Here is a 23,000-nt window from a genome sequence, read left to right as displayed (position 1 = left end):
GCGGGTGCGGGTGGAGTGTGGTCGTTCGCGCAGTTCCCCGCGCCCCTGGAGGTGTTGCCCCGCTCCGCATGTGCAAGGACCTGGCCAATCTAAGGCGGTCGAGCGTGGAGTTCGGGTTCGAGCAAGAGGATGAGGACTTTCGCGCCGAGGTGCGCGACTGGTTGACGGCGCATGCCAAGGACGCTGCCGACCGCCGGGCTTGGGAGCGCACTCTCGGTGCAGCCGGGTGGATCGGACTCGGTTGGGGGGAGGACGGCTACGGGAATCGCAGGGCCACCCTCACCCAGCAGGTCGCCTGGGCCGAGGAGTACGCGCGGTCGGGGGCGCCGCCGCGTTCCGGGCACATCGGGGAGAACCTGCTCGCGCCCACGCTCCTCGCCCACGGCACCGACGAGCAGAAGTCGCGCTTCCTGCCGCCGATCGCCGCCGGTGCGGAACTGTGGTGCCAGGGGTACAGCGAGCCCGGCGCCGGATCGGACCTGGCCGGGATCCGGACCGCGGCCGTGCCCGAGCCGGACGGCCGCGCCGGGAGCCGGACCGCGGCCGTGCCCGAGCCGGACGGCCGTACGTACCGCGTCACCGGGCAGAAGATCTGGACCTCGCTCGCGCACGAGGCGGACTGGTGCTTCGTGCTGGCCAGGACCGAACCCGGCTCGGTACGGCACCACGGCCTGTCCTTCCTGCTCGTCCCCATGGACCAGCCCGGCCGGATCGAGGTCCGCCCCATCCGGCAGCTGACCGGCACCTGCGACTTCAACGAGGTCTTCTTCGACGGCGCCCGCGCGGAACACGTCGTCGGCGGCGCGGGCAACGGCTGGCGCGTCGCCATGAGCCTGCTCGGCTTCGAACGGGGGGTGTCCACCCTGGCCCAGCAGATCGGGTTCGCCGAGGAACTGGGCGCGGTGGTGCGGGCGGCCGTGGAGTCGGGTGCGGTGCGGGATCCCGTCGTACGGGAGCGGCTCGTGCGGCAGTGGGCCGAGCTGCGCACGATGCGCTGGAACGCCCTGCGCACGCTGGGGGGTTCCGGTGACGCGGGTGCCCCGAGCGTGGCCAAGCTGCTGTGGGCCGGCTGGCACCAGCGGCTCGGGGAGCTGGCGGTGCTGGTGCGGGGTGCCGCGGCGGCCGTGGGACCCGCCGACTGGTCGGCCTCCGAGCCGTACGAACTGGACGCCTCCCAGCACCTGTTCCTCTTCTCGCGGGCCGACACGATCTACGGCGGCTCGGACCAGATCCAGCGCACGATCATCGCCGAGCGCGTGCTCGGCCTGCCCAGGGAGCCCAAGGGGGCCGTGTGATGCGAGGCGTGATCTTCGACGGGAAGCAGGTCCGGGTCGTGACGGACCTGGAGGTGCGCGAACCCGGGCCGGGCGAGGTGCGGGTCGCGATCGCGGCGGCCGGGCTGTGCCACAGCGATCTGTCGGTGGTGGACGGGACCATCCCCTTCCCCGCTCCCGTGGTGCTGGGCCATGAGGGCGCCGGGGTCGTGGAGGCGGTGGGTGAGGGAGTCACCCATGTCGCGCCCGGGGACCATGTGGCGCTGTCCACCCTGGCGAACTGCGGCACGTGTGCCGAGTGCGACCGGGGGCGGCCGACCATGTGCCGACGGGCCATCGGGCGCCCGGGCCGGCCGTTCGGCCACGGCGGCTCGCCGGTGCACCAGTTCGCGTCCAACTCGGCGTTCGCCGAGCGCACGGTCGTCAAGGCCGTACAGGCGGTCCGGATCCCCGACGACGTCCCGCTGACGTCGGCCGCGCTCATCGGGTGCGGGGTGCTGACGGGGGTCGGCGCCGTACTCAACCGGGCGCGGGTCGGCCACGGCGACAGCGTCCTGGTCATCGGGACGGGCGGCATCGGCCTGAACGTGCTCCAGGGGGCGCGGCTCGCCGGCGCCGGGCGGATCGTCGCCGTCGACGCCAACGCGGCGAAGGAGGAGGCGGCGCGGCGGTTCGGCGCGACCGACTTCCTCACCTCGGCCGAGGGCGTGCGCGACCTCCTGCCCACGGGCGCGGACCACGCCTTCGAGTGCGTCGGCCGGGTGGAGCTGATCCGGCAGGCGATCGACGCGCTGGACCGGCACGGACAGGCGATCCTCCTCGGGGTCCCGCCCGCCACGGCCGAGGCGTCCTTCCGCGTCTCCTCGATGTACCTCGACAAGTCCATCCTGGGCTGCCGCTACGGCTCCTCCCGCCCTCAGCGGGACATCGCCCGGTACGCCGAGATGTACCGCCAAGGGCGCCTCCTGCTCGACGAACTGGTCACCCGCACCTATCCGGTCGAGGACTTCGAGAAGGCGGCGGCGGACGCGGAGTCCGGGCGGGTGGCGCGGGCGGTGCTCACCTTCTGAGAGCGGCGGCCCCGTCGCTCTCGGACCGGAACGTCCGCCGGTAGGCCGTGGGCGTGACACCCAGGGCCGACTGGAGGTGCTGGCGCATCGACTGGGCCGTGCCGAAGCCCGCGTCCCGGGCCACCTGGTCGACGGAGCGGTCGGTGGACTCCAGGAGGTGGCGGGCCCGCTCCACACGTTGCTGGGTGAGCCACTGGCCGGGGCTGACGCCGGTCTCCTCGCGGAAGCGGCGGGTGAAGGTGCGCACCGACATGGACTCCCGGGCCGCCATGTCGCGCAGCTGGATCGGCTCGTGCAGACGGCCCAGGGCCCAGGCGCGGGCCGAGGTCGTGGTCGCCTGCTGCGGGTCCGGCACCGGCCGGTGGATGTACTGCGCCTGGCCGCCGTCGCGGTGCGGCGGTACGACCGTGCGGCGGGCCACGTCGTTCGCGACCGCCGTGCCGTGGTCGCGGCGCACCATGTGCAGGCACAGGTCGATGCCGGCCGCGACACCGGCGGAGGTCAGGACGTCGCCGTCGTCGATGAACAGGACGTCGGGGTCGACCCCGACACGCGGGAAGAGACGCTGGAGACGGTCGGCGTCGGCCCAGTGCGTGGTGGCGGGGCGGCCGTCCAGGAGACCGGCGGCGGCAAGGACGTAGACGCCGATGCAGATCGCCGCGAGCCGGGTGCCCGGGCGGATGTGGGCGAGGGCGGCGGCCAGTTCGCCGGTCAGCACGCCCTGTTCGAAGACCGGACCGAGTTCGTACGACGCCGGCACGATCACCGTGTCGGCGGTGGCCAGGGCCTCGGGGCCGTGCTCGACCTGGATGGCGAAGTCGGCGTCGGTCTGCACCGGGCCCGGCGGGCGGACCGAGCAGGTGACGACCTCGTACAGCAGGCGGCCCTCGGCGTCCCGGGGACGGCCGAAGATGCGGTGCGGGATGCCCAGCTCGAAGGGGAGCAGGCCGTCGAGGGCGAGGACGACGACACGGTGCGGGCGGAACTCCGGGGCACGGCGCATGGCCCGATCCTAACGAATGCTGTCCTTCGGGCCACTCGATGGCGGACGCCACAGGCCGGAAGCTCTATGCCGTGACCCAGACAACCGAAGCGGCGGCCGTCCAGCAGCCGCCGAAGCCGACCCGTGTGCGGATGCACCGCGCCTGGTTCGTCGCCGCCGTGACCTTCGTGACGATCATCGGCGCCGCCGCCTTCCGTTCCGTGCCGGGCCTGCTCATCGATCCGCTGCACGACGAGTTCGACTGGTCACGCGGCACCATCGGCGCCGCCGTCTCGGTGAACCTCGCGCTGTACGGTCTGACGGCCCCGTTCGCGGCGGCCCTGATGGACCGCTTCGGCATCCGCCGGGTCGTCGCGGTCGCCCTGACCGTGATCGCCGCCGGTTCCTGGCTCACCGTGTGGATGACCGCGGCCTGGCAGCTGATGCTGTGCTGGGGCCTGCTGGTCGGCCTCGGCTCCGGCTCCATGGCGCTGGCCTTCGCGGCGACCGTCACCAACCGCTGGTTCACCGCACGGCGCGGCCTGGTCAGCGGCATCCTCACCGCGGCCTCGGCCTCCGGACAGCTGATCTTCCTGCCCCTGCTGTCCTGGATCATCGAGCGGTACGACTGGCGTCCGGCGGCCGTGACGGTCGCCCTCGCCGCCCTCGCGGTCGTGCCGTTCGTCTGGCTCCTGCTGCACGACCATCCGGCCGACGTCGGCCAGAAGCCGTACGGCGCCACCGAGTTCGTGCCGAAGCCCGCGCCCGTCCGCGGTGCGGCCCGCCGGGCCGTGACCGTGCTGCTCTCCGCCGTGCGCACCGGCCCGTTCTGGCTGCTCGCCGGTACCTTCGCGATCTGCGGCGCCTCCACCAACGGCCTGGTCCAGACCCACTTCATCCCCGCGGCCCACGACGCGCACATGCCCGTCCAGGCCGCCGCGTCCCTGCTCGCGGTCATCGGGGTCTTCGACGTCGTCGGCACGATCGCCTCCGGCTGGTTCACCGACCGCTTCGAGCCGCGCCGCCTGCTGGCGGTGTACTACGCGCTGCGGGGCGTGTCCCTGATGTTCCTGCCACTGCTGCTCGGCCCCGCGGTCCACCCCCCGATGATCTTCTTCATCGTCTTCTACGGCCTCGACTGGGTCGCCACGGTCCCGCCGACCCTCGCCCTGTGCCGCGAGCAGTACGGCGAGGACAGCGCGATCGTCTTCGGCTGGGTCCTCGCCTCCCACCAGGTCGGGGCGGCCCTCGTCGCCTTCCTGGGCGGTGTCGCCCGCGACACGTTCGGCACGTACGACGTGGTCTGGTACGCGTCGGGGGCGCTGTGCGCGGCGGCGGCGTTGATGGCGCTGGTGATCCGGCGCAGGACGCCGGGCGAGGTGGCCGTGGCCTGAACCGGCCGGTCGTCAGGCGGGGTTCAACCGCGTGAGACCCGCCCGGGCGGTGCTGCGGATCCGTTTCGTCCGCCCGCGCTCGGCGAGGACGGCGAGGGCGTCGGGGCTCGACCCGGCCGCCGTCTTCAGCTGGAGCCAGTCGGACGACGCGAGCAGGTCGTGCCGATCCCAGGGCAGCCCGAGGGCGACGGCCCGGAACAGGCCCCACTCCCGCAGGCGCCGGACCAGGAAAGGACGGTCGCCCACCGCCCGGCCCATCGCCTCCGCCCACTCCTCCCACACGGGTTCGGGCCACAACTCCTCGGCGCGACGGTCGAGGTGGCGCACCACGGCGGCCCCGGCCATCACAGGGTCCGGGTCGGCGAGGACCCGGGGCACCAGCTCGGTCTCGTCCGCGTCGGTGACCTGCTCCAGTTCGGCCAGGCAGGCTGCGAAGCGGGCGTGCTCGGGCGGCTCCTGCGCGCTGTCCTCGGCGTCCATACGGCTGTCCCTCTCCGATCCGTCGGCATTCGGATCACCGGTGGCGGACCCCGCGTTCCGCGCCGGGCCCAAGCTGGACCCGGCAACTCCCCTGTGAGAAAGGTTCGTTGATGACACTCGGCATGGTCCTCGGTGATGTGGTCGTCGTGACTTCGCGCGTTCGCTCACGTTCGACCTTCCGAGGAGTCTGCCGTGTCCACGATCCACTGGGTCGAGGCTCGACCCCGTTCCGCCCGCCGGCACTCTGAGTCCGGGCTGCCCCTGCCGCGCCGGGTCGTCGTCGCCGACGGCCGGATGCCGGCCGCCGTCGATCCACTGCACGCCGCCCGGGCCGGCGAGATCACGTCGCTGTGGCGGCCGGCGGTGGCCTGATTCCTATGGGGCCGTCAGCCGCGCGAAGCGCCCCTGGTGGAACAGGAGCGGCCCGTCCGGGCCGTCGCTCGTGCCGAGGGCGTTCACCCGGCCCACCACGATGAGGTGGTCGCCGCCCGGGTGGACGGCGTGGATCGTGCAGTCGATCCACGCCACGGTGCCCGTCAGGCGGGGCGAGCCGGACGCCGGGGCCGCGTCGTAGGCCACCCCCGCGAACTTGTCCGTGCCGCTCACCGCGAAGGAGCGGCACAGCTCGCCCTGGCCGGACCCCAGGACGTTCACGCAGAACACCCCGGCGCGGGCGATCCGCGGCCAGGTCGTCGACGTACGGCCGATCATGAAGGCGACGAGGGGCGGGTCGAGGGAGAGGGAGGTGAAGGACTGGCATGCGAAGCCGGCGGGAGGGTCGCCGGCCAGGGCCGGGGGTGCCGTGACGACGGCCACGCCCGACGCGAAGTTACCCAGGACCCTGCGGAACTCCCGTGGGTCGAGCGGGGCCCGCTCGTCGGCGCCGACACAGCGCAGTTCGGGCCGCGGCAGCGTCTCGACGGGCTCCGGGGCGGCTGTGCGGACCGACCTGAGGTAGCGGACGGCGGCTTCCGCCATCCCTGCTTGTCCCATCACTCCGCCATTGAAGCTGACGTACCGTCAGATAGGAAGGGTCAGCATCCTCTGAACTCCGCGCTCCGCCGCTCCACGAAGCTCCGCACGCCCTCCCGCGCGTCCCCCGTCGTCATGTTGATCTCCTGCGCGGCGGCCTCGGCGGCGAAGGCCGCCGTGCGGTCGGTGTCGAGGGAGGCGTTGACGAGCTGCTTGGTCAGGGCGAGGGCCCGGGTCGGGCCGGCGGCGAGGCGCTCGGCCCAGGAGCGCGCCGTCTTCTGAAGCTCCTCGTCGGGCACGACCCGGTTGACGAGCCCGAGGCGTTCGGCGTCCGGCGCGGTGAGCGCGTCGCCGAAGAACATCAGCTCCTTCGCCCGCTGCGGGCCGACGAGCCGCGGCAGGAGATAGGCGCCGCCGCCGTCGGGGACCAGGCCGCGGCGCACGAACACCTCGATGAAGCGGGCGGATTCGGCCGCGATCACCAGATCGCAGGCGAGTGCGAGGTGCGCGCCGAGGCCGGCTGCCGTGCCGTTCACGGCCGCGATCACCGGCTTCTCGCAGTCGAGCACGGCGGCGATCAGACGCTGGGCACCGGTGCGCAGCGTGCGTGCGACATCACCCGCGAGGCGTTCGCCGGGCGCGCCGGTGCCCCGGAGGTCCGCTCCGGAGCAGAAGCCGCGGCCCGCCCCCGTGATCACGACAGCCCTCACATCCGCCGTGGCCGAGGCCTCCGCCAGCAGCCGGATGATGTCCTCGCGCTGCCCGGGTGTGAGGGCGTTGAGGCTTTCGGGCCGGTTGAGGGTGAGGGAGAGGACGTGGTCGCCGGTCGAGTGCACCAGCGCGGGCTCCGTCATCAGCGGCACACCGCCAGCGCGTCCAGCGCCACGGCACCCTGCCCCTGGGGCAGGACCATCAGCGGGTTGATCTCCAGTTCCGCCAGCCGGTCGCCGAGTTCCAGAGCCATGCGCTGCACCCGCAGAACCACCTCGACCAGCGCGTCCAGATCCGCCGGCGGCCGACCCCGGACCCCGTCCAGCAGGGCCCGTCCGCGCAGTCCGGCGAGCATGTCCCGCGCCTGCTCCTCCCCGAAGGGCGGCACTCCCACGGCGGTGTCACGCAGCACCTCGACGAGCACACCGCCGAGCCCGACGGTCACGGTCGGGCCGAACAGGTCGTCGTGGGCGACGCCGACGACCATCTCCACACCCTGCTCGACCATCTGGCAGACCAGGACGCCGTCCAGGGCGACGTCCTCGTAGCGGGCGATGTCGGTCAGCTCCCGGTAGGCGTCGCGGACCTGGCTGGCCGAGGTCAGCCCGATCTTCACCAGGCCGAGCTCCGTCTTGTGGGCGATGCGGGCACCGGAGGCCTTCATCACCACCGGGTAGCCCACGAGCCCGGCCGCACGGACGGCCGCCGCCGCGCTGGTCACCAGCTGCTCGCGCGGTACGCGGATGCCGTAGGCGCGCAGCAGCTGCTTCGCCGCGTGCTCGCTCAGCTGCCGGCCGGGCTGCATCAGCGCCTGCGCCTTGCGGTAGGACGGCGAGGGGGTGCGCGGGGCCTCGTCGAAGGGGGAGCGGTAGGCGGTCGTGAAGCGGTGGTGGGTGAGGTGGGCGCGGACGGCGGTGAGGCAGTTGCCGACCGTGCGGAAGGTGGCCACGCGGGAGGAGCCGAGCAGGACCTCGCGGTAGGCGGGCTCGGTGCCGACGGGTGACCCCCACACCACGCACACCAGCTTGTCCGTCCGCTCGGCCGCGTCCACCAGGTCGCGGACGAGCCGGTCGCTGAGCGGCGGGAACGGCCCGGTGACCGGGCAGATCAGCACGCCCACGCCGGGATCGTCGAGGATGGCGTCGATGATCTTCCGTCCGCGTTCGTCCCCGACCGGATGCCCGCCGTTGTCGACCGGGTTGGCGACGCTCAGGTACTCGGGGATCCACTGGTGCAGCTCGGCCTGCTTGGCCTCGGACAGGACCGGCAGGCTCAGGCCCGCCTCGGTCGCCAGGTCGGCGACGTGCGCGCCCGTGCCGCCCGAGATGGAGTAGACGACGACCCCGTCGGCGCGCGGCGGCCGGGCCCGGGCCAACAGGGCCGCGGTGTCCTGGAGTTCGTCGAGCCCGTCGACCCGGATCACGCCGTACTGGCGCAGCGCCGCGTCCACCACCGCGTCCGCGCCGGTCAGTTTGCCGGTGTGGGAGGCGGCCGTGCGGGCGCCGGTCTCGGTACGTCCCACCTTGACGGCGACGACCGGGACTCCGCGCCGGGCGGCCCGGTCGGCGGCGAGCAGGAAGGAGCGGCCGTCCTTCAGCCCTTCGAGGTAGCAGGCGATGGCGCCGACCTCGGGCTGCTCGGCGAAGTAGGAGAGGAAGTCGGCGCTGTCCAGGTCGGCCTCGTTGCCGGTGGGGGCCCAGTGGGAGAGGCGGATGCCGAGTTCCTGCAGGGCGAAGACGGGGCGGCCCTGGTGGCCGGACTGGGTGATCAGCGCGATCGCCGGTCCCTGAAGGTCCTCGCGGAACCGCTCGAAGGCGTTGAGGTTGGTGTTGGGGCCCAGCAGCCGCAGCCCGGACTGTGCGACGGCGGCGGCCAGTCGCCGCTGGGCGGCCTCGCCCTCGGGCCCGGTCTCCGCGAACCCGGACGCGAACACGACGGCGAACCGGGCCTTGGCCTCGGCCAGTTCCTCGATCACCGGCAGGGGGTCGCCGACCAGCACCACGGCCAGATCGATCTGCTCGGGCAGATGGGCGACGGAAGGGGAGCAGGGGATGCCGAAGACGGACGGCCGGCTGGGATGCACCGGATACAGCCGGGCGCCGACCCGCTCCGCCCAGTCGGCCAGCTGCCGCGTGATGCCGGTGTTCGGGCGGCCCTCGGCATCCGAGGCGCCGATCACGGCGACGGACCGGGGGCGGAAGAATCGGTCCAGGTCGGGTGCGTCGGCGTGCAGCGGCCGTCCGCTGACGTCGAGGTCGCCCGCCTGGGCCGGCCTGCCGTGCACGACGGGCCCGGACCGCTCGCCACAGGCGATGGCCCGGGTCCGGCGGGAGTCGGTGGTGAGGGTGCCGTGGGTCGATCCAAGCATCGTTTCCGCCCGCTCCTGTGAGACAGCCGCTAACTGACGCACAGTCAGATTACTGAACTGATGCGACGTCAGGAACGGTGTGGGCGGGCAAAGTTGCCCAAGCCGTCGACCGGGCGGCCCGGGTCTCTCAGCCCGGCAGCCGGGACACGCCCCCCGAGCCGTTCCGCGCGACGGCCTTCGCGATCTTCACCGCGTCCAGCGCCAGCTCGCGGAGGTTGCCGCTGATCGGGTTGGTGAAGCCGGTGAAGTACAGGCCGGGGGCGGTCGTCGGGGTGCGGGCGCCGTGGACGACGGGCCTGCCGTGGTCGTCGAGGACGCCCAGGTGGCCGACCAGGTCCTCCAGTGCGCGGACGTAACCGGTGGCGGCGATCACCACCTCCGGGGAGATCCGGCTGCCGTCGGCCAGGGCGATCTTGTCGCCGTCCTCGAAGCCCTCCACCGCGGCCACGATCTCCACCCTGCCCTTGCGCACCGCGTCGATCAGGCCGACGTCCTGCACCGGGATCGCCCCCTGCTTCACCCGCGTGTACAGCCCGGTGTCGGGACGCGGCAGCCCGTGGGCCGACAGGTCGGGCACGGCCACCTTGGCCTGCAGCCGGGAGATCCGGTCGACCAGGCCGACCGGCAGCCGGCGCACGAGCACACCGCTGTACTGGGCGGCCCAGCCGGCGGTCGAACGGCGCATGATGTGGGGGACCGTGCGCACGGCGAGCCGGACCCGGGAGGCGCCGCTCTCCACCAGGTCGACGGCGATCTCGGCGCCGGTGTTGCCGACCCCGACGACGAGGACGTCCCGGCCGGTGTAGGGCTTGCCGCTGCGGTACTCACCGGCGTGCAGGAACTCGCCGGTGAAGGCGGTGCGGCCGGGCCAGTCGGGCAGCCGCGGGGTGTGGTTGTAGCCGGTGGCGACGACCACCGCCGCGCCGGTCAGTTCCCGGCCGCCGGTGGCGTGCAGCAGCCAGCCCGTGCCGTCGGGGGTGCGCTCGACGCGGGAGACCTCGACGCCGGTGACGATCTCCAGACGGTGGTGCTCGGCGTACTTCTCCAGGTACCGCACCACGTCGTCCCGGGACACCCACCGTCCGAACCGGCGCGGCATCGGCAGGCCGGGCAGGGCCGACAGGCGGCGGGTGGTGTGCAGGTGCAGCCGGTCGTAGTGGCGGCGCCAGGACGCCCCGACATGGCCGGACTTCTCCAGAACGACGGCCCGTACGCCCCGGGCGCGCAGCGCGTACGCCACGGAGAGCCCGCCGGGGCCGCCGCCGATGACGTAGACGGGGCGGTCGGGTGGGGGCTGTGCGGAGGCGTGTGTGGGGGGTGTGGAGTCGGCCATGAGCGCGAGCGTAATCACGGGACTGCTTGATGGGTCTCGGTCAAGACCGGAATTGGTTTCGGATTGATCACGGCTGTAGGGGGAGGGGGTGGGGCTCGTGGCCGGCGGGCCTGGTTGTGGCGGGGTGGTGATCGTTTCCGGCGTGTGCCGGTCGCGGGCTCCGCGGGCCCGGAGGTCTGGGGCTCGGCGACAGCAGGCTTGCGGCGAGGGCGGCGATGCCCGGCTGGTAGCCGAGCGTCGAGCCGGGGCGCTGCGGGAGGCCTTGCGCATCCGCTGATCTGACGTACCGTCAGATCGCATGGACGCGATCTGGCTCACCGGAGCGGAATGGCTGGCCGTGTTGCGGATCGGGCTCGGGCTGTGGTGGCTGGAGAGCTGGCGGCACAAGGACCGCAAGGCCTGGTTCGAGCGGGGCACCGGCATCGCGTGGGCCGCCTCAGTGGCCGCCGAGCACCGCTGGCGCGCCGTCCGCTCGGGGTTCGAGGCGGCGGTGGCCCCGCACCCGCGCGTGATGGCGTACGTCGTCGTCTACGCGGAACTCGCGCTCGGACTGGGCCTGATCACCGGCTTCCTCACTCCGGTCGCCCTGGTCGGCGGGTTCCTCCTCAACGCGCTCTACTTCACGCTCATGGTCCACGACGTCGCCGAGCAGGGGCAGAACTCGATGATGGCGCTGATGTCGGTGGTCGGGCTGTTCGGGATGTCCTGGCAGACGTGGTCGCTGGACAGTGCGCTGGGGCTGTTCTGATGGCCGGACGCTTCGACCTGCCCGAGCCGGACGCCTTCACGCGGACCTACTGGGACGCCGCCGCCGAGGACAGGCTGCTGATCCGCCGGTGCGGGGCCTGCGGCCGGGCCCACCACTACCCGCGCGAGTTCTGCCCCCACTGCTGGAGCGAGGACGTGACGTGGGAGACGGCGAGCGGCCGCGCCACGCTCTACACCTGGTCCGTCGTCCACCGCAACGACCTGCCGCCGTTCTCGGACCGCGTCCCGTACGTCGCCGCCGTCGTCGAACTCGCGGAGGGGCCGCGGATGATGACGGAGATCGTGCGGGCGGAGGCCCACCGGGCCGGTGCGGATCCGGGACTGTCGGGCGGGGCGGAACTGGAGGTGGTGTTCCGGGAGGGGATTCCGGTGTTCCGGGCGGTGCCGCGAGGCTGAGCGGCCGGTGGGTGAGAAGCCCGGCGTTCCGGGACCCGGGCTCAGGGGAGCCCGCTTCTTCTCGTCACGGCGCCCCGCATCGTCCCCTCTGGGCTTCAATGAGACCCATGGCCCCCATACGCGACCAGTCCCTGACCGGCCCCCACCCGGATCTGCGCGGCCACGGCCTTCGCCTGCGCCCCTGGGACGCGGGGTCCGGTGCCGACGTCGACATGTGGCTGCGGGGACTGCGTGATCCGGAGTTCCGGCGCTGGAACACCCCGCTGCGGCCGGTCACCGACCGGGCGAGCGCGCGGGAGTCGCTGCTCGCGCGGGCGCAGAGTGCCCTGGAGGGGACGTCGGCGTCGTTCCGCGTCGCGGACGCGCGCAGCGACACCCCGCTGGGGCACATCGGCGTCAACGAGATCAAGTACCACCTGAAGGTCGCCCGGGTCGGCTACTGGGTGCTCCCCGAGGCCCGAGGCCAGGGCGTCGCCACCCGTGCCCTCCTGATTGCCGCACGCTGGGCCCTCACCGAACTCGGCCTGCACCGGCTGGAGTTGGATCACGCGGTCGGCCATGACGCCTCGTGCCGGATAGCCGAGAGATGCGGATTCCCCTACGAGGGCACCCTGCGCGGCGCGATCTTCCAGGAGGGGCGGCACGACGCGTTCCGGGACGCCCATCTGCACGCACGCCTGGCCACGGACCCGGAGCCGCGGATCCCTGAGGGGACGGGGCGGTGGGTGTGACGGGTATCACTTCGGGTGGGTGATCAGTTCCTCCCACCCCACCGGTCATACCAGGCGACCGCAGCGCGACCGTCACGCCGAGAAGGGACCGGCCGAAGCGCGACCGTCACGCGGAGAAGGGACATGCCGAGATGACCGCACCCGTGAAGGGCCCCGCCAGCTACTTCCCGTCCATCGAGAAGAAGTACGGCCGGCCGATCGCCCACTGGCAGGAGCTGATCCGCACCTCGCCGCTGACCCGGCACATGGAGCTCGTCGACTGGCTCAAGACCGAACACGGGCTGGGGCACGGCCACGCCAACGCGCTGGTGGCGTACACGCTCGCCGAGAACAGCGGCACGTGAGCCCGCGGGGGCCTGCCGAAAATCAGGGGTGCGCCTCAGGTGGCGGACGGCACCATGAACCATGGACACCGATGCGAACACCCGGGCAGCCACAGGCAGTTGGCTCCTCACCGCTGACCTCGAGGACTTCCTCGCCCGCGCGGGCGCCTTCCTCCACTCCCGGCCGGCGCTGCACACCGTGCCGTTGACGGTCACGGAGACACTGCGGACGCGCGGCCGGAGCGTGTACGGAGAGGGGGCACCGGAGTTCGGCGTACTGGAACGGGACGGTGCGGTCCGGGCGACCTTCTTCCGTACCCCGCCGCACTGGCTGAACCTCACGGCCCTCACCCCGGAGGACGCCGACACCCTCGCCGCCCGCCTGGCCGCCCTCGGCCGACGCCTGCCCGGCGTGCACGCGGACCGCGACACCGCAGCCGCCTTCGCCGCGGCCTGGCAGCGGCACACGGGCGCCCCGGCCGCCCCGTGCCAGCGCCAGCGGCTCTACCGGCTCGGCACCCTGACCGCACCCGGACCTGTACCGCCCGGCCGCCCCAGGGTCGCCGTCGAGTCCGACCGCGAGCGACTCCGGCGCTGGCACGACGAGTTCAGCGAATCCGTCGACCTGGGCACCGTCGGCGACTCCGCGGAGTGGGCGGACGCCCGCATCGACAGCGGCAGCATCACCTTCTGGGAGACCCCCGACGGCACACCCGTCGCCATGGCCGGCACAAGTCCCCGGGTCGCCGGTCAGGTCCGCGTCACCACGGTCTACACCCCGCCCCACCTCCGCGGCCGCGGCTACGCGGGAGCGGCGACGGCCGAGGTCAGCCGCACCGCCCTGGCCGCCGGAGCGGACGAGGTCCTCCTCTTCACGGACCTGTCCAACCCGACCAGCAACGGCCTCTACCAGCGCATCGGGTACCGGCCGGTGGCGGACTTCGCGGTGTACGACTTCACTGAGGAGGCGTCAGGGCCGACCGGGCTGCCCCGGGCCGAGGCTCCGGGGGCCCCGGCCTCACGGCCACAGCAGCTCCCGTGACCACCCTTCCCCGTCCCGCTCCCCTTCCCGCCGGTAGCGGAGCCGGACGTGCCGCCGTCGCTCGTCGCCCTGGAAGAACTCCACCTCCTCGGCCCGCAGCCGGTACAGCGTCCAGGACGGGACCGGTGCCTCAGGCTCCCGCGACGCCCGTTCCCACGCCGACTCCGAGGCCCGGGCCAGGTCGTCCAGGGAGTGCAGGACCTCGCTCTGCCTGCCGGTCAGCGCCGCCGCCAGCGCGCCCGTCGACCGGGCGTGCAGGTCGCCCTGGGCTTCCTCCGACGGGGCCGCCGTCACCGGGCCGCGCACCCGGACCTGCCGGCCCAGCACCGGCCAGTAGAAGCCGAGCGCGGCGTACGGGCGGCCGGCGAGGTGCCGGCCCTTGCGGCTGCCGGTGTGGGACGCGAAGGACCAGCCGTCGGCGTCCGCGCCGTGCAGCATCACGATCCGTACGTCGGGCAGGCCCGACTCGTCCGACGTCGCCAGCGACATGGTGTGCGGCTCGGTCTGGCCGGCCGCCACCGCCGCCGCGAACCACTCGGTGAACAGGGGCAGCGGAGTGGCCGGTGCGCCCTCCGGCTCGAAGGAGGGCAGGTCCGTGACCTTCGGGTCCCAGACCCGCAGTGACCTCAGCAGCTCGTGAAGATCGGTTGCCATGCCTCGATTGTCACCGGTTCCCCGCGAGGACGGTGGGGGAGGACACCGGGGTCCCACCGGACGGTGCAGTTCAAAGGAGCGCAGCCCCTCTCGCGCCGCTCTCGCCGGCTGGTGCACGCCGAGGGGAGCGCAGCCCCTCTCGCGCCGCTCTCGCCGGCTGGTGCACGCCGAGGGAAGTGCAGCCCCTTTCGCGCCGCTCTCGCCGGCTGGTGCACGCCGAGGGGAGCGCAGCCCCTTTCGCCCCGCTCTCACCGGCTGGTGCACGCCGAGGGAAGTGCGGTCCCCTCACCCCGCCCTCACCGGCCGGTGCACGCCGAGGAAAACGCAGCCCCTCACCCCGCCCCCAGCACCACCGTCCCCGACGAGCAGAACCAGCCCCCCGTCCCCGACGCCACCGCCAGCCGGGGCAGTGCGCCGTCGCCCCGCCGCACCTGCCGCTCCCCGCACTCCCCGCGCAGCTGCCGCACCGCCTCCACCAGCAGGAACAGCCCTCGCATTCCGGGATGCTGCGCCGACAGGCCGCCCCCGTCGGTGTTCACCGGCAGTTCACCGCCCTCGACCCGCAGCCGCCCCTTCTCCACGAACGCCCCGCCCTCGCCCTTGCCGCAGAAGCCGAGGTCCTCCAGCGTCACCAGCGTCATGTACGTGAAGGCGTCGTAGAGCTCGGCGAAGTCGATCTCCGACGGCCGCACCCCCGCCCGCTCGAACGCCAGCCGCCCGCTCACCGCCGCCGGCGACACCGTGAAGTCCGGCCACTCGGACATCGCCGCGTGCGAGACGGACTCCCCGCTCCCCAGCACCCACACCGGCGCCGTACGGCAGTCCCGTACGTACTCCTCGGCCGCCAGCAGCACCGCCGCCCCGCCGTCGGAGCGGACGCAGCAGTGCAGCTTGGTGAAGGGGTCGGCGATCATGGGCCCGGCCAGGACTTCGTCGACCGTGATCGGGTTGCGGAACATCGCCTCCGGGTTGAGGACCGCGTTGGCCCGGGCCTGCACCGCCACCTCCGCCAGCTGCTCGATCGTCGTGCCGTACTCGATCATGTGCCGGCGGGCCGCCATGGCGTACTTGGCGATCAGGGTGTGGCCGTACGGGGCCTCGAACTGCAGGGGCCCCCGTGTGCCGAAGGACAGCGTCCCGGTGCGGCGGCCGGCCCGGACGTCGGCGCGGGCCGTCGAGCCGTAGACGAGCAGCACCGCGCGGGCGTGCCGGGCCGCGATCGCGTCCGCCGCGTGGGCTGCCATGACCTCCCAGGTGGAGCCGCCCACGGAGGTGGAGTCGACCCAGGTGGGGCGCAGGCCCAGATACTCGGCGACCTCCACGGGCGCCAGTGTGCCGAGGCCGGCCGAGGCGAAGCCGTCGACCAGTGAGCGGTCCAGTCCCGCGTCGGCCAGGGCGCGCCGGGCCGCCTGGGCGTGCAGGGCGTACGAGGTCGCGTCGTCCACACGGCCGCAGTCCGAGAGGGCCACGCCGACGACGGCCACTTTCCTCCGGGCCACCATGGATCTGACGGTACATCAGATTCAGGTGGACGCGGCAGGGCTCTGGGCTTCCCTGTTCCATCGCCCTAATATGACGCACCGTCAGATGAGGAGAGAGGTGCCCCATGGACGCCCGCTTCACCGACGAACAGGACGAGATCCGCCGCACCCTGCGCGAACTGCTGGGCAAGCGGTGCGGTCCGGAGGAGCTGCGGGCCGCCGTCGACACCCCGGCCGGGCACGACCCCGCCCTGTGGACCCTCCTCGCCGGGCACCTCGGCCTGTCCGCACTGGCCCTCCCCGAGGCCTACGGCGGTGCCGGCTGCACCGTGACCGAACTGGCCCTGGCCTGCGAGGAGACGGGCCGGGCCCTGGCCCCCACCCCGCTGCTGGCCACCGCCGTCCTCGCCGCCCCGCTGCTGCTCGCCCTCGGCACCGGCGCCCAGCGCGCCGAACTCCTGCCCCGCATCGCCGCCGGCGAACTCACCGCCGCCCTCGCCGTACCGGGGCCCGCCCTCGCCACCGCCCTCGCGCTCACCGGCCACGACCGGCGCGGGCAGTGGGCGGGCGGGGGACGGGCCGGGGGCGTGCAGGCCCGGCGGGCGGACGGCGGCTGGCGGCTGTACGGGCAGGCCGACCAGGTCCTCGACGGACACAGTGCCGAGCTGCTCGTGGTCGCCGCGCACGCCGGGGGATTCGCCCGCTCCCGGGTCCTGCTCTTCCTCGTGCGCGGGGACGCCGCCGGCCTCACCCGCGTGCGGCAGACCGCACTGGACGCGACCCGCCCACAGGGCCGGATCCAACTACGGGAGGCACCGGCCGAGTTGCTGGGCGGAGAAGACGGCGACGCCCTCCCCGCCCTCGCCGGGCTCGGCGAGACCGTCGCCGCCTGTCTCGCCGCCGAGGCGGTGGGGGCCGCCGCCCGGGTGCTGGAGCGGACCGTCGAGTACGTCGGGCAGCGCGAGCAGTTCGGGCGGCCGGTCGGGTCCTTCCAGGCGGTCAAACACCGGCTGGCCGACGCGTACGTCCAGGTCCAGGCGGCCCGTTCGGCGGCGTACTACGCGGCCTGGGCCGCCGCCGGAGTCACCGCCCCGGCCGGCGAGGAGAGGGCCGGCGCACTCGCCCTCGCCCAGGCGCTCGAAGCGCTGCGCCGCGCCGCCGCCGAGGGGATCCAGCTGCACGGCGGCATCGGATTCACCTGGGAGCACGAGGCTCACCTGTACTTCAAGCGCGCCGCGGGCGACGAGCTGCTGTTCGGGCCGGTGCACCGGCTGAGGGCGCACGCGGCCGACGCGGCACACGTCTTCGAGGAGGCCGGCACATGAGGGGCGCACGCGTGGTGCAGAAGGTGTCGTCGACCAGGGGCTTCGCACGGGTGGCGCCGCACGTGGTGCCCGCCCTCGACCGGGCCGTCCACCGGCTCACCCGGGGAAAGGTGCTGCTCAGCGCGCACCTGCTCCCCGGTGTGGTGCTGACCTCGACCGGGGCGAGGAGCGGGCTGCCTCGTCGTACCCCCCTGGCCTGCATGCCGGAGGACGGCGGGCGCCAATGGATCCTCGCCGGGTCCAACTTCGGACGGCCGGGGCACCCCGCCTGGAGTCACAACCTCCTCGCGCATCCCGAGGCGGAGATCAGCTGGAAGGGCCGGGACATCCCGGTCAGGGCCCTGCTGCTGGCGGGGGAGGAGCGGGCGGCGGCGTGGCGGGCGCTGCTGGCGTTCTGGCCGCCGTACGCGGCGTACCAGGCCCGGGTGGAGCGGGAGATCCGGGTGTTCCGGCTCGTACGGAGGCAGTGACGGCGGGCGAAAGCGCGACAGGCGGTGGTCCCGGGTGGGGACCACCGCCTGCCAGACAGGACTTGGGTAGGTAAGAGGCCGCCGCGCCGCGCTACTTCGTCGGCTTCCGGCCGGTGACGCCGAGGTGTACCAACAGGGCGAGGTTCGGCTTCAGTTCGGCCTGCTTCACGCCCCAGGAGGAGAAGCCCTTCTGGTGGGAGGCGACGGCCGCGAGCATCGCGACCAGCGAACCGGCGACGGCCGCCGGGTTCACGTCCTTGTCGACCCGGCCCTTGGCCTGGAGCTCGGCGACGGCGTCCGCGAGGGAGTTGTTCACCGAGTTGAGGATCTTCATGCGGAGTTTGTAGAAGCGCTTGTCGCCCTCGGCGGCACCGAGATCGACGACCCGGAGGATGGCGTCGTTCTTGCGCCAGAACTCCAGGAAGCCGTCGACGAGTTCCTGCGCCGTCTGCCAGCCGGCCTTGCCGGCCCAGGAGCGGCCCTCCAGGAGCTCGGTCAACGCGGCGCCCTCGGTCGCCATTTGCTCGGCGATCTCCAGGACGGCGCCCTCGACGTCCGGGAAGTACTGGTAGAAGGTCGCGGGCGAAGTGCCCGCCTTCCGGGCGACATCGATGACCTTGACGTCCCGGTACGGGGAGGAGCTGAGCATCTCGCTGAGGCAGTCGAGCAGCTTCTGCCGGGTCGCCTGCCCACGCCGGCCGGCCACGCGGCCGTCGACGGTACGCACTTGTCCTGTCATGCCGTCAGCTTACCGAGGCGTGATCGGGGCGCGATTCGGCCGACTGCAAATGGGGTGCAAGGGAGTGCGGGGGCAGGTGTGCCTGGTCTGCGGGGTGCGGCAGTCGCGGTTACGTTGTCGGCATGGCCGAAAACAGGGCATCGGTGTACGGAGAGGGCGTCCCCTGCTGGGTGGACGCGCAGCTCCCGGACGTCGAGGCGGGCAAGCGGTTCTACGGTGAACTTTTCGGGTGGACCTTCGAGGACTGGTTCGGCCCCTTCACGCAGGCGCTGAAGGACGGTGAACCGGTGGCCGCTCTGGTCCGCAAGGTGGACGGCCGGCTGCCCAGCGTCTGGACGGTGTACTTCGCGACCCCGGACGCACCGGCCCTGGCCCGTCGCATCCGGGACGCGGGCGGGCAGGTCGTCTCGGCCCCGGTACCGGCCGGCGAGCTGGGTGTCACCGCCCTCGTCACCGACCCCGAGGGCGCCGTCTTCGCCCTGTGGCAGCCGGAGGGCCACCCCGGCTTCGGCGCACGGCACGAGCCGGGCACCTTCGCCTGGGTCGAGCTGTACGCCCGGGACACCGAGGCGGCCAACGCCTTCTACGGCGATCTCTTCCGGGAAGCCCTGTTCGGGCCGGACGCCGAGCCGGACTTCGGCCGGGCCCCCGTCACGGACGTGTTCTCCGACCGGATGCCGCCCCACTTCCTCGTGCACTTCGCCGTCGAGGACGTGCCGGCCGCTCTGGAGGACGTGCGGCGGCTCGGCGGCCGGGTCCAGGCCCCGCCTTTCGAGACCTCGTACGGAGAGGTCGCCGTCGTCACGGACAATCAGGGGGCCTCCTTCGCGCTGCTGCATCGCTGAGCAGGCATTATTTGGTCATCATTTGATCACTTCCGTGCCGAGACATCCCAATTGTCACCGGGTTCGCAACCAGGGCTCCGGCCAGGAAGAATCAGGGTGCGTGCCGCCATGGCGGTGCGGTGGTGAGACGCTGCACGAAGGTCGCGTGGAACATGTGGCTTGGCGCGGCTCGTACGGGGAGGTGGCAGGCAGAGTGGTGGATCAGCTGACGCAGCACGATCCGCGGCGGATCGGGCCGTTCGAGGTGCTGGGACGGCTGGGTGCCGGCGGCATGGGGCTGGTCTATCTCGCGCGTTCGGCGTCCGGCCGGCGCGTGGCGATCAAGACCGTCCGGACGGAGCTCGCCGAGGACCAGCTGTTCCGGGTCCGCTTCACGCGTGAGGTGGAGGCGGCCCGCGCCGTCTCCGGCTTCTACACGGCCGCGGTCGTGGACGCCGACCCGCGCGCCGCCGTGCCGTGGCTGGCCACCGCGTACGTCCCCGCGCCCTCCCTCGAGGAGATAGTGAACGACTGCGGCCCGATGCCGGCCCAGGCGGTGCGCTGGCTGGCGGCGGGCGTGGCCGAGGCGCTCCAGTCCATCCACGGCGCGGGCCTGGTGCACCGGGACCTCAAGCCGTCGAACGTCCTCGTCGTGGAGGACGGGCCCAGGGTGATCGACTTCGGTATCGCGTCGGGCGTGTCGAACACCCGTTTGACGATGACGAACGTCGCCGTCGGCACTCCCGCCTACATGTCCCCCGAGCAGGCCAAGGACTCCCGCAGCGTCACCGGCGCCAGCGACGTCTTCTCCCTCGGCTCGATGCTGGTCTTCGCCGCCACCGGGCACCCGCCCTTCCACGGCGCCAACCCGGTCGAGACGGTCTTCATGCTGCTGCGCGAGGGCCCGGACCTGGAAGGCCTCCCGGACGAACTGCGTCCGCTCATCGAGTCGTGCATGCAGATGGACCCCACGGCCCGCCCCAACCCGGCCGACCTCCAGGCCCAGCTCGCCCCGCACCTCTTCGGCTCCGGCTCCGACGACAGCGGCACGGCCTCCGCGTGGCTGCCCGAGCGGGCCGTGGGCCTGATCGAGTCCCGCCGCAACGGCCGCCCGGCCGGCAAGCCCGCCCCGGGTGCCGGCCGCAGCGGCGGCGGACGCCCCGGCCCCGCTCCGGGGCCCGCGCCCATCCCGCCCCCGCCCGCACACGACCCCGTCGTCCCGGCGCCCGTGCCCGCCGCGTCCGTGCCCGCCGCGTCCGTGCCCGCCCCGGCCGGCGGCCCCGACACCGGCCCCGTCCGGCTGGCCGGCGCACAGGTGCCCATCGGCCCGGGTCCGCGCGTCAACGACGTGCGTGCCGCCGCCGTCAAGGCGCCCCCTCCCGAGGCCGCCCTCGCCGCCTCCTGGGCCAAGCCCCGCCCCGGCGTCAACGGCACCGGCCCCGCCGTGGGCCCGGCCGTCGCCGCGCCCCCGGCCCCGGCCGCGCCGCCGGAGCAGGCCGGCGGCTGGCGGCCCTGGCGCTTCCGCATGTCCAACGACGTCTGGGGCACCCCCGCGGTCGCCGACGACCTGGTCTACGTCACCTCCTTCGAGGTGCACGCCCTGGACGTCGCCACCGGCCGCCGCCGCTTCAAGACCCGGGACGTCGCCTGGTCCATGGCGGTCGCGGACGGCAGGATCCACGCCTCCGACGGGCCCACCCTGTTCGCCCTGGACGCCCGTGAGGGCGCCGACCTGTGGCGCCTGCAGACCGACGCCTGGGTCTACACGCTCCAGGCCGGCCGCGGCACCGTCGTCACCGGCACCCGCGGCGGCGGCGTCCAGGGCTGGGAGGCCTCCGGCGGCCAGAAGCTCTGGGAGATCACCGGCTGCCAGAGCGACTTCGAGTCCCCCGAGGCCGGACCCGTCCTGCACGACGGCACGGTCTACGTGTGGCAGGACGCCCGGCTGCGCGCCCTGGACGCCCGCACCGGCGAGGAGCGCTGGTCGTACCCGATCGGCGACGCGGCCTCCTGCGGCGGTGTCCCGATCCGGCTCACCCAGGCCCCCGACGGCTACGTCTACGTCTGCGCCGGCACCCGCGTCCTCGCCCTGGACGTGGCCGCCGGGCACGTGAAGTGGCACTTCGAGGCGCCGGCCGTGTTCCTCTGCCCGCCCACCTTCGTCCCCGGCCCGGCCGTCACCGGCGGCGGCATCTACCTCGCCGACTACCTCGGCACGGTCTACGCCCTCGACGCCACCGACGGCCGCGACCGCTGGCGCATCGCCACCGAGTCCCGCTCCTGCGTCGACCCCGTCCTGGTCGCCGCCGGCCATGTCCACGTGGGCAGCGGCAAGGGCCTCTACACCCTCGACGCGGTGACCGGCACGCCGAAGTGGCGCTTCCAGGCGGGCGGCGACATCGTGGGCGCCCCCTCGGTCGCCGAGGGCCGTATCCACTTCGGCTCCACCGACCACCTGCTCTACACCCTGAAGGCCGACGACGGCCGGCTGCGCTGGAAGCTCGCCACCGGCGGCGAGATCACCGGCTCCCCGGTCGTCCGGGACGGGGTGGTGTACGCGTGCAGCAAGGACCGCTGCGTGTACGCGCTGGACGCGGAGAAGGGCACGGGTACGGCGCGCAGCGCCTGACGGTTCCGGGACGGCCGTCGGACTGCCTGACCGGCCGGGGACGGCCGTCGGACTGCCTGACCGGCCGGGGACGGCCGTCGCACCGGCGTACGGAAGGGGCTCCGGACGGCGGCCGTCGCTTGATCGGGAGCGGTCCGTGCGCCGCTTCCACCCACGACGCTACGCCGGGCACGCTCCGGTCGCCACGCGGTGACATGACCGTGACAGATGATCACTAGGCTCTCCGGCATGCAGACACGGGGGCGCGGGCTCAGGTTCACGGCGGTGCTGGTCCTGGTGGTGCTGGCACTGACCGGTTTCTCCTCCGGCCGGGGCCGTGGCGGCGGCCACGGCGGCGGCGGTGGAGGCGGCGGGTGCAGCAGCTCCAGCCAGGACCACGACAGTTCGAGGTCGTCCACGTCGAGCGGCGGCGCCTACGGCTCGGGCGGCTCCAGCGGCGGTTCCTACGGCTCCGACGACGACGATGACTACAGCGGCAGCACCGGTGGCAGCTCCTACACCCGCAGGCCGGACTACGGCTCCACGCCGACGTCGTCCTCCGGCTCCGGCAGCGGCAAGGCCCTGAAGGACGGCACCGCGAGGCTGGTGAGCTGCGCGACCCCGGCGACCCCCTACGCGACCGTCGAGGTCCGCAACCCCAACGGCCGCACGGCGGACTTCTCCGTCTCGGTGACCTTCGAGGACGACCGGGGCATCACCGTCGTCAGCCGGTACGGCGACGTCACGGTCCCCGCGACCGGCACGGCCACCGTCGACGTCCGGGTGGGCGGCGCGGGCCTGGTGGACTCGGTCGACCACTGCGAGGTCGACCGCCAGGCCCTCGTCGACGACTGACGCGGCCCGCGGGCGACGGGACGTCAGCCCCGCAGTTCCGTCAGGAACCCGATCAGCGCCTCGTTCACCTCGGCGGGCCGCTCCTGCTGCGTCCAGTGGCGGCAGCCCGCGGGCGACGGGACGTCAGCCCCGCAGTTCCGTCAGGAACCCGATCAGCGCCTCGTTCACCTCGGCGGGCCGCTCCTGCTGCGTCCAGTGGC

At 73.5% G+C, this 23,000-nt stretch carries 23 protein-coding genes; 14 read left to right on the top strand and 9 right to left on the bottom strand.

Features of this window, described 5'->3' with window-relative positions; genetic code table 11:
* Positions 1–104: 104 nt before the first annotated feature.
* Positions 105–1,295 (top strand): acyl-CoA dehydrogenase family protein, encoded by a 1,191-nt coding sequence (locus ACZ7EG_RS16025; protein WP_471078810.1) that lies wholly within the window; start codon positions 105–107, stop codon positions 1,293–1,295.
* Entirely contained in the window at positions 1,295–2,344 is a 1,050-nt protein-coding gene (locus tag ACZ7EG_RS16020; protein ID WP_471078067.1) for a Zn-dependent alcohol dehydrogenase, read from the top strand. Before ACZ7EG_RS16025 ends, ACZ7EG_RS16020 begins: the two co-directional genes overlap by 1 nt.
* Here ACZ7EG_RS16020 and ACZ7EG_RS16015 read toward each other — a convergent pair.
* Positions 2,334–3,347: a GlxA family transcriptional regulator gene (locus ACZ7EG_RS16015; protein WP_471078064.1), complete on the bottom strand. Its 1,014-nt coding sequence runs from the start codon at positions 3,345–3,347 to the stop codon at positions 2,334–2,336. The two genes, ACZ7EG_RS16020 and ACZ7EG_RS16015, sit on opposite strands and share 11 nt — an antisense overlap.
* A gap of 71 nt (positions 3,348–3,418) precedes the next feature.
* Here ACZ7EG_RS16015 and ACZ7EG_RS16010 point away from each other — a divergent pair, with 71 nt between their 5' ends.
* Positions 3,419–4,720, top strand: coding sequence for an MFS transporter (locus ACZ7EG_RS16010; protein ID WP_471078061.1), 1,302 nt, complete (start codon positions 3,419–3,421; stop codon positions 4,718–4,720).
* Between the two features lie 12 nt (positions 4,721–4,732).
* Here ACZ7EG_RS16010 and ACZ7EG_RS16005 read toward each other — a convergent pair whose 3' ends face one another.
* On the bottom strand, positions 4,733–5,200 hold the full coding sequence (locus ACZ7EG_RS16005; RefSeq protein ID WP_471078058.1) for a hypothetical protein: 468 nt from the start codon (positions 5,198–5,200) through the stop codon (positions 4,733–4,735).
* A gap of 192 nt (positions 5,201–5,392) precedes the next feature.
* Here ACZ7EG_RS16005 and ACZ7EG_RS16000 point away from each other — a divergent pair, with 192 nt between their 5' ends.
* Positions 5,393–5,572 carry a hypothetical protein gene (locus ACZ7EG_RS16000; RefSeq protein WP_471078055.1) on the top strand — a complete coding sequence of 60 codons (180 nt, stop codon included), beginning with the start codon at positions 5,393–5,395 and terminating at the stop codon, positions 5,570–5,572.
* 3 nt (positions 5,573–5,575) lie between these two features.
* Here ACZ7EG_RS16000 and ACZ7EG_RS15995 read toward each other — a convergent pair whose 3' ends face one another.
* From ACZ7EG_RS15995 to ACZ7EG_RS15980, 4 genes are all read right to left on the bottom strand, one after another.
* Positions 5,576–6,178 carry a flavin reductase family protein gene (locus ACZ7EG_RS15995; protein ID WP_471078052.1) on the bottom strand — a complete coding sequence of 201 codons (603 nt, stop codon included), beginning with the start codon at positions 6,176–6,178 and terminating at the stop codon, positions 5,576–5,578.
* A gap of 56 nt (positions 6,179–6,234) precedes the next feature.
* The gene (locus tag ACZ7EG_RS15990) at positions 6,235–7,026 is read right to left on the bottom strand and encodes an enoyl-CoA hydratase/isomerase family protein (protein WP_471078050.1); all 792 of its coding nucleotides are present in this window, start codon (positions 7,024–7,026) and stop codon (positions 6,235–6,237) included.
* Positions 7,026–9,251: an acetate--CoA ligase family protein gene (locus ACZ7EG_RS15985; RefSeq protein ID WP_471078047.1), complete on the bottom strand. Its 2,226-nt coding sequence runs from the start codon at positions 9,249–9,251 to the stop codon at positions 7,026–7,028. The genes ACZ7EG_RS15990 and ACZ7EG_RS15985 overlap by 1 nt, the downstream gene beginning before the upstream one ends.
* Before the next feature lie 127 nt (positions 9,252–9,378).
* Positions 9,379–10,584 carry a flavin-containing monooxygenase gene (locus ACZ7EG_RS15980; RefSeq protein ID WP_471078044.1) on the bottom strand — a complete coding sequence of 402 codons (1,206 nt, stop codon included), beginning with the start codon at positions 10,582–10,584 and terminating at the stop codon, positions 9,379–9,381.
* Between the two features lie 298 nt (positions 10,585–10,882).
* On the opposite strand from ACZ7EG_RS15980, the gene ACZ7EG_RS15975 reads away from it, so the two are divergent.
* From ACZ7EG_RS15975 to ACZ7EG_RS15955, 5 genes are all read left to right on the top strand, one after another.
* A complete protein-coding gene (locus tag ACZ7EG_RS15975; RefSeq protein WP_471078041.1) occupies positions 10,883–11,332 on the top strand; it encodes a DoxX family protein in 450 nt (149 codons plus the stop codon).
* Entirely contained in the window at positions 11,332–11,748 is a 417-nt protein-coding gene (locus ACZ7EG_RS15970; RefSeq protein ID WP_471078038.1) for a Zn-ribbon domain-containing OB-fold protein, read from the top strand. Before ACZ7EG_RS15975 ends, ACZ7EG_RS15970 begins: the two co-directional genes overlap by 1 nt.
* Positions 11,749–11,855: 107 nt before the next feature.
* Complete coding sequence (locus tag ACZ7EG_RS15965) at positions 11,856–12,479, top strand: GNAT family N-acetyltransferase (RefSeq protein ID WP_471078035.1); 624 nt, start codon at positions 11,856–11,858, stop codon at positions 12,477–12,479.
* A gap of 131 nt (positions 12,480–12,610) precedes the next feature.
* A complete protein-coding gene (locus ACZ7EG_RS15960; protein ID WP_471078032.1) occupies positions 12,611–12,823 on the top strand; it encodes a DUF4287 domain-containing protein in 213 nt (70 codons plus the stop codon).
* A 61-nt stretch (positions 12,824–12,884) separates the two neighbouring features.
* Positions 12,885–13,844: a GNAT family N-acetyltransferase gene (locus ACZ7EG_RS15955; RefSeq protein WP_471078029.1), complete on the top strand. Its 960-nt coding sequence runs from the start codon at positions 12,885–12,887 to the stop codon at positions 13,842–13,844.
* On the opposite strand, the gene ACZ7EG_RS15950 is transcribed toward ACZ7EG_RS15955, so the two are convergent.
* Both ACZ7EG_RS15950 and ACZ7EG_RS15945 read right to left on the bottom strand, forming a co-directional pair.
* On the bottom strand, positions 13,821–14,498 hold the full coding sequence (locus ACZ7EG_RS15950) for a pyridoxine/pyridoxamine 5'-phosphate oxidase (protein ID WP_471078026.1): 678 nt from the start codon (positions 14,496–14,498) through the stop codon (positions 13,821–13,823). The two genes, ACZ7EG_RS15955 and ACZ7EG_RS15950, sit on opposite strands and share 24 nt — an antisense overlap.
* Positions 14,499–14,830: 332 nt before the next feature.
* The gene (locus tag ACZ7EG_RS15945; protein WP_471078023.1) at positions 14,831–16,000 is read right to left on the bottom strand and encodes a thiolase C-terminal domain-containing protein; all 1,170 of its coding nucleotides are present in this window, start codon (positions 15,998–16,000) and stop codon (positions 14,831–14,833) included.
* Between the two features lie 104 nt (positions 16,001–16,104).
* Between ACZ7EG_RS15945 and ACZ7EG_RS15940 the strand changes: the two genes are divergently transcribed.
* On the top strand, positions 16,105–17,304 hold the full coding sequence (locus tag ACZ7EG_RS15940) for an acyl-CoA dehydrogenase family protein (protein WP_471078019.1): 1,200 nt from the start codon (positions 16,105–16,107) through the stop codon (positions 17,302–17,304).
* Complete coding sequence (locus ACZ7EG_RS15935; protein ID WP_471078016.1) at positions 17,301–17,774, top strand: nitroreductase/quinone reductase family protein; 474 nt, start codon at positions 17,301–17,303, stop codon at positions 17,772–17,774. The genes ACZ7EG_RS15940 and ACZ7EG_RS15935 overlap by 4 nt, the downstream gene beginning before the upstream one ends.
* 91 nt (positions 17,775–17,865) lie before the next feature.
* Here the strand turns inward: ACZ7EG_RS15935 and ACZ7EG_RS15930 are convergent, their stop codons facing one another.
* Positions 17,866–18,513, bottom strand: coding sequence for a TetR family transcriptional regulator (locus tag ACZ7EG_RS15930; protein WP_167345935.1), 648 nt, complete (start codon positions 18,511–18,513; stop codon positions 17,866–17,868).
* 122 nt (positions 18,514–18,635) lie between these two features.
* Here ACZ7EG_RS15930 and kbpA point away from each other — a divergent pair, with 122 nt between their 5' ends.
* The 3 genes from kbpA to ACZ7EG_RS15915 all read left to right on the top strand — a co-directional run bounded on the left by kbpA (position 18,636) and on the right by ACZ7EG_RS15915 (position 22,800).
* Positions 18,636–19,358 (top strand): AfsK-binding protein KbpA, encoded by a 723-nt coding sequence (gene kbpA / locus ACZ7EG_RS15925; protein WP_471078011.1) that lies wholly within the window; start codon positions 18,636–18,638, stop codon positions 19,356–19,358.
* 193 nt (positions 19,359–19,551) lie between these two features.
* On the top strand, positions 19,552–21,966 hold the full coding sequence (afsK, locus tag ACZ7EG_RS15920) for a protein serine/threonine kinase AfsK (protein ID WP_471078008.1): 2,415 nt from the start codon (positions 19,552–19,554) through the stop codon (positions 21,964–21,966).
* A gap of 228 nt (positions 21,967–22,194) precedes the next feature.
* Complete coding sequence (locus ACZ7EG_RS15915) at positions 22,195–22,800, top strand: hypothetical protein (RefSeq protein WP_471078005.1); 606 nt, start codon at positions 22,195–22,197, stop codon at positions 22,798–22,800.
* The last annotated feature ends 200 nt before the right edge of the window (positions 22,801–23,000 follow it).

It is taken from the genome of Streptomyces sp. NPDC037100 (assembly GCF_055606225.1).
The sequence above is the reverse complement of the archived record's forward strand: the minus strand, read 5'-3'. Positions and strand labels throughout refer to the sequence as shown.